Here is a 13130-nt window from a genome sequence, read left to right on the forward strand (position 1 = left end):
CCCTCAAAATTCTCTTTGACAAACACTCTTACGATATATATCTTAAGACATGTTTTAAGACACTAGAGAAGGAGGCGTCATGCGCCATCACCATCATTTCGGCCGCCGCGGCCACGATTTTTTGCGTCACGTATCCCCCATTCACGCCTTCTGGCACGCCATGGGCCGCCATCGCCAGCACGGCGAAGGCCCCGGCGGCTGGGGCGACCGCTTCGGCGGTCCCTTCGGCGGAGGTTTCGGCGGCTTCGGAGACGGCGACGGTTTCGGCCGCGGCCGCAAGTTCACGTCCGAAGACCTGCAGCTCATGTTGCTCGTTTTGCTCGCCGAGCGCCCGAGCCACGGCTACGAGCTCATCAAGGCGCTCGACGCCCGCTCGAACGGCTTCTACAGTCCCAGCCCCGGCATGGTCTACCCGGCCCTCACGTATCTGGAAGAGCTCGGCTATGTGAGCGTCACGCTCGAAGGCAATCGCAAGCAGTACTCACTGTCGCCCGAGGGCCGCACCTACCTCGACGCCAATCGCGAGCGCGCCGAGCTCATTCTCGCCAAGCTCACGCACTTCGGCCGCAAGATGGACGTGATGCGCCGCGCGTTCGCGGGCCAGGACCCGGCCGACGAAACCGAAGGCGGCTGGGTGCGCGAGCTGATCGAAGCGCGCCATGCCCTCAAGCACGCCCTGGTGCGCCGCACGGACGTCTCGCCCGAGGAGCAGCGCCGCATTGCCGCGATCCTCGTGCGCGCCACCCAGGAAATCGAAAACGGCGGCCAAAGCGGCAGCAACGGCAACAACGAACCGGCCGGCGCCTGATCCGCCGCTCAGATCGAGCCAACCCGGCCCGCCCGTCTTCATCGGAGAATCTTTCATGCAGAACCCCTCAACCCTCGAAGTTTTCCGCGTGCGTCATCCGCTGAAGTTCCGGCTGCTGCGCGTCGCGCGCGTCGTACCGCTCTCGCCCGCGCTCGTGCGCGTCACGCTCACGGGCGATCTCGACGATTTCGTCTCGGCCTCGTTCGACGATCACGTGAAGGTGTTTTTCCCGCCCGCCGGCGCCGAAAAGCCGGTGCTGCCGACGCTCGGCCCCGACGGCCCGGTGTTTCCCGAAGGCGAAGAAAACCGCGCGGCCATGCGCGATTACACGCCGCGCCGTTTCGACGCCGAAGCGGGCGAGCTCGATCTCGAGTTCGCGCTCCACGAAGCCGGCCCCGCCACGGCGTGGGCGGCCAACGCGCAGCCGGGGCACTACCTCGGCATCGGCGGACCGCGCGGATCGATGGTGATCCCGACCGGCTTCGACTGGCATCTGCTGATCGGCGACGACACCGCGCTGCCGGCTATCCAGCGGCGTCTCACCGAGCTGCCCGCAGGCGCGCGCGTCGCGGTGGTCGTGGAGGTCGAGAACCGCGCGGCCCGCATCGAACTGCCGACCGAGACCGACCTCTATGCCATCTGGTGCTATCGCGACGAGGCGACATCGGACAATCCGCTGCTCGATGCCGTGGACCAGGTCTGGCTGCCGCCGGGCACGGGCTACGTCTGGGCGGCCGGCGAAGCGGCTGCGATCCGCGCCGTGCGCACGCATCTCGTGAACGATCGCGGCGTGGACAAGAAGCGCATTCGCGCCTCGGCTTACTGGCGGCGCGGCGCGCAGGCGACCCACGAAACCATCGACGACTAGTCGTCGACCCATCCCGGATGCGCGGCGCACTTGCCGCGCATGCTTCTTTCAGGGCAAAGCGAATCCAATGACAACCACGCTCAATCCCCTGCGCGAACGCACGCTGCTCTGGCTGCTCGCGCTGACCCAGTTCACCGTCATCATGGACTTCATGGTGATGATGCCGCTCGGCCCGCAAATCATGCACGCCTTCGCCATCACGCCGGCGCAGTTCGCCACGGCGGTGTCGGCCTATTCGCTGTGCTCGGGGCTTTCGGGTCTCTTCGCGGCAACCTATATCGACCGCTTCGACCGGCGCCGTTTGCTGCAGGTGGCGTATGCGCTCTTCGCGGCGTCCAATCTCGCCTGCGCGCTGGCCGGCAACTTTCATCTGCTGCTCGCGGCGCGCGCGTTTGCCGGCCTCACGGGCGGCGTGCTGGGCTCGATCGTGATGGCTATCGTGAGCGACGTGATTCCTGCGGCACGCCGCGGCGCCGCCACGGGCGTCATCATGACGGCGTTCTCGATTGCGGCGATTGCCGGGGTGCCCGCCGGCGTGCTGTTGGGCGCGCACTTCGGCTGGAGCGCGCCGTTCCTGCTGCTGGTGGTGCTTTCGGCGGGCATCTGGTTCGCGGGCACGCGCATCGTGCCGCCGCTCACGGAACACCTCGGCGAGCGCACGCCGCTCTCGCGCATCCTGCCGCAGCTCTGGAGCCTGCTCACGCTGCCGCGCCACCTCAAGGCGTTCGCGCTGACCTTTACGATGATGGCCGGTCACATGTTCGTGATCCCGTTCATCTCGCCCATGCTCGTCGCGAATCACGGCGTTGCGCCGCAGCAGCTCTCGTGGCTCTACATGGCAGGCGGCGCCGCGACCTTCCTGACGTCGCGCGCGGTGGGACGGCTTGCGGACCGCTACGGCAAGCGCCAGGTCTTCCGCATCATGGCGCTCGTCTCGCTCGCCCCGGTGCTGTTCGTTACGCATCTGCCGCCGGCACTGCCGTTCGTCGGCCTCGTCGCGTTCTTCGCCTTCTTCATGGTCGCGATGTCGGGACGCATGATCCCGATGCAGGCGCTGCTCACGACGATCCCCGAGCCCGCGCGGCGCGGCGCCTTCCTCAGCGCGAACAATGCCGTGCAGGCGCTCGGGATGGGCATTGGCGCATGGGCCGGCGGCCTTCTGCTGGCGAACGGGCCGAACGGCACGATCACGGGCTATGGGTGCAACGGCTGGGTTGCCACGGCGCTGACACTCGTCGCCATTGCCTGGATCGCGCATGTGAAAGGCACCGGCCACGACACGCCGGCGCAAGGCGGCCCCGTGCGGAGCGCCAGCGCGCCGGTTGCCGCCCAGTCGCGTTAGCACCGTGCATCTTGAGAACCCGCGAGACCTGGCCCGCCGTGAAGCCGCCGTTGCGGATATACGGCGCGCAGTCGAGCGGCGCGACGGGCGAAAACACGGCCAGCCCGGCAACGTCGGACGGCTGAGAATGGCAGACAACCGTGCCGGTAATAAGGATTGCCATATCTTGCCGGGCTATCTTTTTGCACCGCATTTACGGCTTTCGGAATACGCTTGTTTCACCTTGACCCACGTCTCGAAACCAAAATGCGAAGCAAGGTCGACGCGGCCTCGCTCCAGGCGCTACGTGAAGGCCTGAAACGAGTCAGCGCTCGCGCTGGACCTGGCACGCTGCCACACGCTTCGCGAGCATGGTATGAAACGCGCGCTTGATCCGCTCCACCGCTTCGGTCTTGTACGGAAACTGCTGGTTGTTGCCGTGAACCAGCATGCTCGCATTGACTTCGAACACCACGATCGCGCCGTCCTGCCCTAGCGAGCAGTCGATGCCGAAGTAGTCGAGGCCGATCGCATTGCGGATGGCGCGCAACGCCTCGCGCTGCGCCGCGCCGAACACGCGCCAGGGATCGTCGAGGAACGCCTGCTCCTCGGCCTGCATCCACGCACTGTCCCCCATGCCGGTGGTGACGTGGTGCACTTTCCATTTGTCGTCGATGGCGAGGTGGTACGGCAGGATCTCGTCGTCGACGAAGACGAAACGATATTTACGGAAATACCCGTCGGCGGACCGGTAGTTCACGAACGGCGTGAGATAGTAGTTCTCAGCAACGTGTTTCGCGAGAAACGCCTGCAGTTGCGCGAGATCCCCCACCTTCTCGAACGCCTCGCCGCCGTGCGAGCCCGCCGGCCTCACGAGCAGCGGAAACGGCGGCACCTCGCCGCCCTGCGCGGCCAGCGCCTGCAACTGCGCCGCCGGATGGAGGCGCGTTTGCGGAACCCGGCAGCCCGGCACGGGTTCGAGACGCCGCGCCACCGATTCGCGGCTCGTCTCGACAATCAGCCGCGGCGGATTGATAACCGGGCTTCCGATCGCCGCAATGAACGCCTCCGCCGGCCCGAGCGATGCCAGCCCCCGATCGACATCGGAAACGAGATTGACAACCACGTCCGCGTAGCCGCGCAAGCGGTCGTAGTCGTAGTCCATGTCCGCCAGCACGGTGATGACGTTGCTTTCGAAGCGCGCGTTCGCCACCAGATACTCGATCGGCGTATTGCCGGCGCCGGGCGCGAAGACGAACAGGGCACGGAAATCCGGCGGTGCGACAGCGGCGGGAATGAGGATCAGCGGCCTGAGTTTCAGCGCGCGGCGGTAGCTCGCCTGGGCGGCTTCGTCCATGCCCAGCGCCTGCTGCAGATTGGCGACGAGGTGGGCGGTGGTGGCATCGTCCGGCGCGTACTCGAGCGCGCGCTCGAAGTGCCGGAGCGAACGCAGCCGGCGGCCCGCGCAGGCCTCGGCCAGACCCAGCTGGCGACAGACCGCGGCCGTGTCGCCCTCGCGGTTCAGGAGCGGCGTGAGACACGCGATGGCTTCGTTGAAGCGGTCGAGCCGGATCAGGAGTTGGGCGAGACCGTAACAGGCGGCCCAATGATCGGGGTCGCCGGCCAGGACTTCACGGTAATGGCCCTCGGCGAGATCGAGACGTCCCTCGCGATGATACGAAGAGGCCAGTTCAAACAAGCGATCGGCAGACATGATGGCAGCGCGCGGCAACGTGATGTGAACCGGTCAACATAGCAGAGCCACGCGCCGCGGAGATCGTGACCCTGATGTGACAGCTTACGGCAGATTACCAGAGCTGCCGCGGGTAATGCCGCGTAACACGAAAACGCGAAGAGCCCGCAATCCGGCGGCTTGACACAAGCGCGACTCGTTTCGGCACTACATTCATGCTCGCGGTTCTCCGCGCGCCGCATGCAGCGGCCCGCACGCTCCTATTCTTCAGACTTGTTCTGCTCTACGAACGAATGCGAAAGAAGCCCAAAGGAGCCTGAATAACCCTTCAGAATCCCGTGCGAAAGCCGATATAGCGATCGGCGTTCGCCCTCATTCTCTCCCGTATCTGCCCCCAATGAAGCTCAGTCGCAAGATTCCTCTCGCCTTCGGTGCCGCACTCACGTTGATGTCGGCTGGCGCGTTTTACGGCATTCACATGCTCAACGAAGCCATCGGCACCTATCGCACCAGCGTGCAGGACAGCGCCGCGAACGAGCGCATGGCGTCGGCTACGCTCGTCGCGTTCAAGCTGCAGGTACAGGAGTGGAAAGACACGCTCCTGCGCGGCAAGGATCCGCAGAAACTCGACCGCTACTGGAGCGCGTTCCAGACACGCGAGAAAACTGTCGACGACCTCGCCGCGAAGCTCGAACAAACGCTTGCGCCAGGCGAGGCCCGCGACCTGATCGAGCAGTTCGCGCAGGCGCACGCGGCCATGGGCCAGGGTTATCGCAAAGGTTTCGACGCATTCAAGGCGGCGGGCTTCGACCCGACCGCCGGCGACACGCAGGTGGCCGGCGTAGACCGCGCGCCTGCCGACCTGCTGGACCGCGCGGCGCAGAAAATCGCCGCCGACAATGCGCAGGTGGCAACGCAAGCCGCCGTGGACGCCGAACGCGCCACGCAGATCAGCGCCGCGCTGATGATCGGCGTGTTCGTGCTTGCGCTCGCGGGCGGCGTCGCCTTCAGCCGGACGGTGACGCGGCCGCTCGGCCGCGCGGTGCGCTTTGCGCATGAAGTCGCGGCCGGCGACCTCTCGACGGATCTGGACGTGAGCGGCGACGACGAAACCGCCGAGCTGCTCGCCACGCTCATGCAGATGCAGGCAAGCCTCGCGCACGTGGTGAACGAAGTGCGCGGCAACGCGATGGGCGTAGCGTCCGCGAGCGCGCAGATCGCGGCCGGCAACCAGAATCTATCGGCGCGCACCGAAGGCCAGGCGGCGTCGCTCGAAGAAACGGCCGCGAGCATGGAAGAACTCACCTCGATCGTGCGCATGAACGCCGAGAACGCGCAGCATGCGAGCGAGCTTGCCGGCACGGCGGCGCAGACCGCCACGCGCGGCGGCGCCGTGATGCACGAAGTGGTCGAAACCATGCGGTCGATCGCCGAAAGTTCGGGCAAGGTGGGCGAGATCATCAGCCTGATCGACGGCATTGCGTTTCAAACCAATATTCTCGCGCTGAACGCCGCCGTGGAAGCGGCGCGCGCGGGCGAACAGGGCCGCGGCTTCGCGGTGGTGGCGGGCGAAGTCCGCACGCTCGCGCAACGCAGCGCCGCCGCGGCGCGCGAAATCAAGGACCTGATCGCCCAGTCGACGCAGCGCGTGGAAGCGGGCTCGTCGCTCGTTGCCGGCGCGGGTCGGATCATCGACGAGATCGTCGGCTCGGTGCACCGCGTAACGGCCATCGTCGGCGAGATTTCGACGGCCTCGCGGGAGCAGACGGCCGGCATCGAGCAGGTGGGGATTGCGGTGACGCAGATGGACGAGGTCACGCAGCAGAACGCCGCGCTCGTGGAGGAAGCCACGGCGGCCACCCACGCGCTTGCCGAGCAGGCCGCGGCGCTGCGCGAGGCGGTCGCCACGTTCCGCCTGCGCGAAGGTCTCGCGGGCTGACGCGGGCGGGACGCCCGCCCTGTCGTCGCTCGCCCGATCAGCCGCGCCGCTGCCGGCGCGCGCGCACCGCGTCGGCCAGCGTCTCCAGCACCGGCTCGGTCTGGGCCCAGCTGATGCAGGCATCCGTGATCGACACGCCGCGCTTGAGCGGCACGCCGGGCTTGAGATCCTGGCGCCCCTCTTCGAGGTGGCTCTCGATCATCACGCCGACAATGCGCTTCTCGCCGTCGGCCAGTTGCGAGGCAATGTCCTGCGCAACGTCGATCTGGCGCTGATGCGCCTTGTTCGAATTCGCATGCGAGCAGTCGATCATCACCTGCTCGCGCAGCCCCGCCTTCGCGAGCGCCTCGCAGCACGCGGCCACCGAGGCGCGGTCGTAGTTCGGCCCCGTCTTGCCGCCGCGCAGGATCACGTGGCAGTCGTCGTTGCCGCGCGTTTCGAAGATCGCGGCCATGCCCATCTTGGTCATGCCCATGAACGCATGGCTCGCGCGCGCCGCGACGATGGCGTCGGCGGCCACCTGCACGCCGCCGTCGGTGCCGTTCTTGAAGCCGATCGGGCACGAAAGACCCGAGGCGAGCTGCCGGTGGCTCTGGCTCTCCGTCGTGCGCGCGCCGATCGCGCCCCAGGCGACGAGGTCGGCGATGTACTGCGGGCTCAGCAGGTCGAGGAATTCGGTGGCGGTCGGCAGGCCGAGCGCGTTGATGTCGAGCAGCAGTTGCCGCGCGGCGCGCAGGCCCTCGTTGATGCGGAAGCTGCCGTCAAGGCGCGGGTCGTTGATGTAGCCCTTCCAGCCCACTGTGGTGCGCGGCTTTTCGAAGTAGACGCGCATCACCACGAGCAGCTCGTCCTTCAGCGCGTCGGCCTTCGCCTTCAGCAGCCTGGCGTATTCGAGCGCCTGATCGTGGTCGTGGATCGAGCACGGCCCCACGACGATCACGAGGCGGTCGTCGCGATGCTTGAGCACCTCGGCAATCTGCGCGCGGCTCGTTTCCACGAGGGTCTGGATCTGTGCCGGCACCGGCAGCTCGTCGAGCAGCAGGGCCGGCGAAATGAGCGGACGCACGGCGCCGATGCGCGTGTCGTCGATGCGGGTGGAGTCTTCGGTGGCGTCGGCAAAGCCGACTTCCTGGTCGTGCTGCGGATTGTCGATGCGGCTCAAGATGCGTTCTCCGGTCCCACGCGAGAGGTATTGCGGGGTCTGGCAGGATTATCGCATCAAGGCCGCCTCGGGCCTCAGGAGGCGGCCCCCATGGGATAGCGCTTGCCGCGCAGGCGCTGCGCGATGCGCACGAGCCCCTTCCACTGCTGCGCCCACACACCGCCGCCGTAGTCGAGCCCCTGGCCTTGCGGCACGGGCAGCTGGTCGCGGATGCCGGTAGGCTCGACTTCCTTGTTCCACGAAGCCGTGCGGAACAGCACGTCCCACCACGGGAACACCACGCCGAAGTTGCAGCCGTAGCGCGTGCCCTCGTGGCCGTAGCCCACTGCATGGTGGCGGCGATGGAAGGCGGGGCTCACGAGGAGGCGGTCGAGCCCCCAGCCGAACGGCAGCCGTGCATTGACGTGCTGCACGCTCTGCATGAAATTGCCCACCGCGACGAGCACGACATACTGCGCGGGCTGCACGCCGATGAAGAGCGAGATGGCCGCGAAGAACGCCGCGTTGATGATGTCGTCGAGGAAGTGGTTGCGGTCGTCGCACCACAGCGACATCTGCCGCTGGCTGTGGTGAACCGCGTGCAATTCCCACCACACGCCGAAGCGGTGCTGCCAGCGGTGATACCAGTACCCCGCGAAGTCGAGCACGATGAAGTAGATCAGGAACGACACGATCGGCTTGTCGGTGACGCCGGGCCACAGGCTGTCGACGTCGATGTTCGGAATGTCGTAGATCGCCATCAGGCTCTGCCAGTGATTGAACGCCGGCTGGAACAGGAAGAAGAACACGATGTTCAGAATGCCGAGCTTGGCGATCCACGTGTACCAGACGTCCGCGCGCAGCGCCTTGCGGTCGGCCCAGGGCTCGATGGGCCGCAGCGCCTCCAGCGGGCGCAGCAGCGCATAGGTCACGACGATTTCGAGCACGCCGATGATCATCCAGTAGAGTGCGTCGTAAGTGTCGTCGTCATAGCCCATCAGACCGACCTTGTAGAAGATCGGCTGGAACACGTCGACATAAAGCAGCGTCTGCAGCCACGAAATGCCGTTGTCGAGCTGCGAGATCAGGGTGTCGATCATCAATTCCCTCGGAAAAGTGCCTTGAGGTTCGCTTTCAGCGCGCCTGGTCCAGCGCTTAGCTTAGTCCGGATTCGGCGCGTAGACCGGCGCGCTGTTCGCGAAATAGATGCCGTGCGGCGAGCGGCCCACGGCGATCGTGTCGATCAGCTTGCGCGTCGTGAGGTCGATGACCCCCACGTGCTTCGCGAAGCGGAACGTTACCCACAGATAGCGTTTGTCGGCGGAAAGTTCCATGTCGTCGGGACCGGGGCGCAGGCCCGTGATGTCGGCGACTTTCGTGAGCGTCGTGTAGTCGAGAATGCTGATCGTGCTATCCACGCGGTTCGACACGGCCACATGTTTGCCGTCGTCGAGATTGCGGAAGTTGTGCGCGCCGCGGCCGGTCTGGATGCGCTTCACGACCGTGCGGCTGTGCAGGTCCACCACGGCCACGTCGTCCTCGCCCGTCATGCCGACGAGCAGGTACTTGTCGCCGGGCGTCATCCACAAGCCTGCGGGCGTGTTGCCCACGTGCAGCTTCCAGGCCACCGTCTGCGTCGGCAGGTCGATCGCGGCGAGTTCGCCCGTGTCTTGCAGCGTGACGAAGGCGGTCTTGCTGTCCGACGAGAAATTGATGTGGCTAGGCGTCTTCGCGAGCGGAATGCGCTTCACGAGCGTGACATCCTGGCCGTTGTAGCTGTAGATGTCCACGCGGTCGAGGCGCAGGCCCGCCGTCACGAACCACTTGTGGTCGGGCGAAAAGCCGAGCTGGTAAGGGTCTTCGATGCCCTCCACGCGGCGCTGCACCTTGCCCGTGTGCGGGTCGACGAAAATCAGGTCGTTCGAAACCGAATCGGCGACGATCAGCGACTTGCCGTCGGGCGTGATCATCAGGTGGTGCGGCTCCTTGCCGGTGGGCTCGGTGCCCACCACGGTGCGGCTCGCTTCGTCGATGAGCGAAAGCTGCGCCTCGCCGGAGTCGAGCACGATGACCCGGTCGTTGGCACTACTGTCTGCGTGAGCGAGCGAGCCCCATGCGAGGCCGCCCATCAGCAGTGCGGCCGCGCCATGAGCTTTGAGGCGGGCTTTCGTAAAGGAAATGATCGGGAATTCAGGCATTTCGTAAGAGAAAGAGGCTGATGGAAGCGCGCCGGGGCGGTTTGTGCTGAGATAGCGACATGCGCCGGCGCGTGAGCGCGAAAGATTGTCTCCTTAACGCGCGAGCGCCGCAATCCGATGACGCGCGTTCCCCCGCGCGGCGTTCTGCCCCCAACTTCGAGGAGCGCGCATGGACCATCGCACCCGCGAAGACCACCTGCCCGACGGCCTCACGAAGAGCACGGCCGCCGCCGTGCGCGAGGCGCTGGAGGGACGCCGCCGCGGCGCGGCATTGCTGCTGCCGCTTGCGGGGCCGGCCGTGGTGGTGTCGGTGGCGTACATGGACCCCGGCAATTTCGCGACCAACATCCAGGCGGGCGCGCGCTACGGTTATGCGCTGTTGTGGGTCGTGCTGCTCGCGAACGGGGTGGCCATGCTGTTTCAGGGACTTTCCGCGAAGCTCGGCATCGTCACGGGGCGCAATCTCGCCGAGCTGTGCCGCGAGCGTCTGCCCGCGCCGCTCGTCTGGGCGATGTGGGGCGTGAGCGAAATCGCGGCAATGGCGACGGATCTCGCCGAATTCCTCGGTGGCGCGATCGGCCTCTCGCTGCTCTTTCATCTGCCGCTCATGGCGGGCATGGTCGTCACGGCAATCGTCACCTATGTCCTGCTGCTGTTCGAGCGCGCGGGTTTCCGGCCGCTCGAGCTCGTGATCGGCGGGCTCGTCGGCATCATCGGGCTGTGCTATCTGCTGGAGCTCTTCATCGCGCCCATCGCCTGGCCCAGCGTGTTTCGCCACCTCGCCGCGCCGCGCCTGCCCGACGCGCAGGCCGTGACGATCGCCGTGGGCATCATCGGCGCGACGGTCATGCCGCACGCCCTCTTCCTGCATTCGGGCCTCACCCAGGCGCGCGTGCCGCCGCGCAACGACCTCGAACGCACGCGCCTCGTGCGCTTTTCCAACATCGAGGTGGTGATCGCGCTGTCGCTCGCCGGCCTCATCAACATGGCCATGGTCATCATGGCCTCGGGCGCCTTCCATGCGGGCCATCCGGACGTCGCCGAGATCGAAAGCGCCTACCGCACGCTCGCCCCGCTGCTCGGCATGGGCGCGGCCGGCATCTTTCTGCTTTCGCTGATCGCCTCGGGCATTTCGAGCTCGGTCGTGGGCACGCTCGCGGGGCAGATGATCATGCAGGGCTTCGTCGGCTTCCAGATTCCGCTCTGGCTGCGCCGCGTCGTGACCATGGTGCCGAGCTTCGCCGTGGTCGGCTTCGGCGTGAACGCCACCCAGGCGCTCGTCATGAGCCAGGTCGTGCTGAGCCTCGCGCTGCCCGTGCCCATGATCGCCCTCGTCTGGCTCACGAGCCGCGCCGACTTGATGGGGCCGCATCGTAACCGCACCTTCACGGTCTGGCTCGCCGTGGCCGGCGCGGCCGCCGTGCTCGCGCTCAACGCGATCCTGCTCGCCCAGACCTTCGGCATGACGGTGCCCGGCTTGCCGGGACCGGGCTGAGGCGATCTTCAGCGTGCAAAGTCGCGCGAAACCATGCACCATAAGCTTTTTCGCCGCGCCGGGCCGAACTCCGGGCGCGGTTTTTTCCGCAACCGGCGCGCCCCGCGCGCCCGATAAGCGCCGCAAGGCGCCTTATTCCCTTTGCCCACCAGCGACCTGCCATGACGAATCAGACTGCCCAAGCCGCGCCCGACCAGCCCGTCGACATGATCATCTTCGGCGGCGGCGGCGATCTGGCTGCACGCAAACTGCTGCCCGCCCTCTACATGGCGCACCTGCACCGCAACCTGCCGCCCGAAACGCGCATCATCGCGGTGGGCCGCAAGGACTGGAGCATCGATCAGTACCGCGCCTTCATGAACGAGCAGTCGCGTCCGTTCATCGACGCCAAGGCCTTCGACGCCGCCGCCTGGGACCGCTTCCTCGGTCTGTTCCAGTACGTGATCATCGACGTCAACCTGGCCGAGGACTATGCCCGGCTCAAATCGGCCTCGCGCGCCGAGGCGATACGCGTGTTCTATCTCTCGACCTCGCCGGAACTCTTCACGACGATCTGCGACAACCTCACGTCGGCGGGCCTCGTGGACGAACGTTCGCGCGTCGTGCTGGAAAAGCCGCTGGGCCACGACCTCGCTTCGGCCCAGGAAATCAACGAATCGGTGGGCCGTCATTTCGCCGAGCCGCAGATCTATCGCATCGACCACTATCTGGGCAAGGAAACGGTGCAGAACCTGATGGTGCTGCGCTTCGGCAATCCGATCTTCGGGCCGCTGTGGCAGGCGCCGTATATCCGCAGCGTGCAGATCACGGTGGCGGAGACGGTGGGCGTGGGCAGCCGCGCGGGCTTCTACGACCACACGGGCGCGCTGCGCGACATGGTGCAGAACCACCTGCTGCAACTCTTGTGCATCGTGGCCATGGAGCCGCCCGTCTCGCTCGACGCGGACGCCGTGCGCGACGAAAAGCTCAAGGTGCTGCGTTCGCTGCGCCCGATGACGCTGGCCGACATCGCGCGCGACACGGTGCGCGGCCAGTACGCGGCGGGCGCCGTGGACGGCAAGCCCGTGAAGGGCTACCTGGAAGAGGACAACGTGCCGGCCAACAGCCGCGCGGAAACCTTCGTCGCGCTGCGCGCCCACATCAACAACTGGCGCTGGGCCAACGTGCCGTTCTTTCTGCGCACGGGCAAGCGCATGCAGAAGCGCCAGTCGGAGATCGTCATCGAGTTCGCCGACCTGCCGTTCTCGATCTTCCCGAGCGGCCCGCGCAACTACGGCAACCGCCTCGTGATCCAGCTTCAGCCCGAAGAGTCGATCCAGTTGCAGATGCTCGCCAAGGAGCCGGGCAGCGGCATGAACATGCTGCCGGTGAGCCTGAATCTGGACCTGCAGCAGGCCATTCCCGAGCGCCGCGCGGAAGCCTACGAGCGCCTCCTGATCGACGTGATCCGCGGCCGCCTCACGCACTTCATGCGCCGCGACGAACTGGAAGCGGCGTGGTCGTGGGTCGAGCCGATCCTCTCCGGCTGGGAAGAGCTGGGCGACCGGCCGCGCAGCTACACGGCGGGGACGTTCGGCCCGGCGGCGTCTTCGGCGCTGCTGGCGCGCGAAGGCATGTCGTGGGCCGAAGAGGCCTGAGCCGCTGAGATGTAACGGCGCCGCCCGCCT

Annotated in this window: 9 protein-coding genes and 1 pseudogene; 6 read left to right on the forward strand and 4 right to left on the reverse strand. The window is 66.6% G+C overall.

Annotated elements, in window-relative coordinates:
- The first annotated feature begins 79 nt into the window (after positions 1–79).
- From BAC01S_RS10130 to BAC01S_RS10140, 3 genes are all read left to right on the forward strand, one after another.
- Positions 80–808 carry a PadR family transcriptional regulator gene (locus BAC01S_RS10130; protein ID WP_027794664.1) on the forward strand — a complete coding sequence of 243 codons (729 nt, stop codon included), beginning with the start codon at positions 80–82 and terminating at the stop codon, positions 806–808.
- 55 nt (positions 809–863) lie between these two features.
- On the forward strand, positions 864–1676 hold the full coding sequence (locus tag BAC01S_RS10135; protein WP_027794665.1) for a siderophore-interacting protein: 813 nt from the start codon (positions 864–866) through the stop codon (positions 1674–1676).
- A gap of 67 nt (positions 1677–1743) precedes the next feature.
- Positions 1744–3018, forward strand: a complete 1275-nt coding sequence (locus tag BAC01S_RS10140) for an MFS transporter (RefSeq protein WP_027794666.1) — start codon at positions 1744–1746, stop codon at positions 3016–3018.
- Positions 3019–3322: 304 nt separating this feature from the next.
- Here BAC01S_RS10140 and BAC01S_RS10145 read toward each other — a convergent pair whose 3' ends face one another.
- Positions 3323–4711, reverse strand: a complete 1389-nt coding sequence (locus BAC01S_RS10145) for a tetratricopeptide repeat protein (RefSeq protein ID WP_027794667.1) — start codon at positions 4709–4711, stop codon at positions 3323–3325.
- Positions 4712–5087: 376 nt separating this feature from the next.
- On the opposite strand from BAC01S_RS10145, the pseudogene BAC01S_RS10150 reads away from it, so the two are divergent.
- Positions 5088–6676 (forward strand): annotated as a pseudogene (locus BAC01S_RS10150) (methyl-accepting chemotaxis protein); the annotation flags it as partial.
- Here the strand turns inward: BAC01S_RS10150 and BAC01S_RS10155 are convergent.
- From BAC01S_RS10155 to BAC01S_RS10165, 3 genes are all read right to left on the reverse strand, one after another.
- The gene (locus tag BAC01S_RS10155) at positions 6667–7791 is read right to left on the reverse strand and encodes a 3-deoxy-7-phosphoheptulonate synthase (protein ID WP_027794669.1); all 1125 of its coding nucleotides are present in this window, start codon (positions 7789–7791) and stop codon (positions 6667–6669) included. The pseudogene BAC01S_RS10150 and the gene BAC01S_RS10155 sit on opposite strands and share 10 nt — an antisense overlap.
- Positions 7792–7865: 74 nt before the next feature.
- On the reverse strand, positions 7866–8870 hold the full coding sequence (locus BAC01S_RS10160; RefSeq protein WP_027794670.1) for a sterol desaturase family protein: 1005 nt from the start codon (positions 8868–8870) through the stop codon (positions 7866–7868).
- Between the two features lie 60 nt (positions 8871–8930).
- Positions 8931–9899, reverse strand: a complete 969-nt coding sequence (locus tag BAC01S_RS10165) for a YVTN family beta-propeller repeat protein (protein ID WP_043201833.1) — start codon at positions 9897–9899, stop codon at positions 8931–8933.
- 238 nt (positions 9900–10137) lie between these two features.
- On the opposite strand from BAC01S_RS10165, the gene BAC01S_RS10170 reads away from it, so the two are divergent.
- Complete coding sequence (locus BAC01S_RS10170) at positions 10138–11463, forward strand: Nramp family divalent metal transporter (RefSeq protein ID WP_027794672.1); 1326 nt, start codon at positions 10138–10140, stop codon at positions 11461–11463.
- A gap of 161 nt (positions 11464–11624) precedes the next feature.
- A complete protein-coding gene (gene zwf, locus BAC01S_RS10175) occupies positions 11625–13100 on the forward strand; it encodes a glucose-6-phosphate dehydrogenase (protein ID WP_027794673.1) in 1476 nt (491 codons plus the stop codon).
- The last annotated feature ends 30 nt before the right edge of the window (positions 13101–13130 follow it).

The sequence above is a fragment of the Paraburkholderia acidipaludis NBRC 101816 genome, assembly GCF_000684975.1.
GTDB lineage: Bacteria > Pseudomonadota > Gammaproteobacteria > Burkholderiales > Burkholderiaceae > Paraburkholderia > Paraburkholderia acidipaludis.

Bases quoted from the DNA above. Each gene is read 5' to 3' on its own strand.
- BAC01S_RS10130 (WP_027794664.1), top strand. From the start codon at position 80: ATGCGCCATCACCATCATTTCGGCCGCCGCGGCCACGATTTTTTGCGT.
- BAC01S_RS10135 (WP_027794665.1), top strand. From the start codon at position 864: ATGCAGAACCCCTCAACCCTCGAAGTTTTCCGCGTGCGTCATCCGCTG.
- BAC01S_RS10140 (WP_027794666.1), top strand. From the start codon at position 1,744: ATGACAACCACGCTCAATCCCCTGCGCGAACGCACGCTGCTCTGGCTG.
- BAC01S_RS10145 (WP_027794667.1), bottom strand. From the start codon at position 4,711: ATGTCTGCCGATCGCTTGTTTGAACTGGCCTCTTCGTATCATCGCGAG.
- BAC01S_RS10160 (WP_027794670.1), bottom strand. From the start codon at position 8,870: ATGATCGACACCCTGATCTCGCAGCTCGACAACGGCATTTCGTGGCTG.
- BAC01S_RS10165 (WP_043201833.1), bottom strand. From the start codon at position 9,899: ATGGGCGGCCTCGCATGGGGCTCGCTCGCTCACGCAGACAGTAGTGCC.
- BAC01S_RS10170 (WP_027794672.1), top strand. From the start codon at position 10,138: ATGGACCATCGCACCCGCGAAGACCACCTGCCCGACGGCCTCACGAAG.
- zwf (WP_027794673.1), top strand. From the start codon at position 11,625: ATGACGAATCAGACTGCCCAAGCCGCGCCCGACCAGCCCGTCGACATG.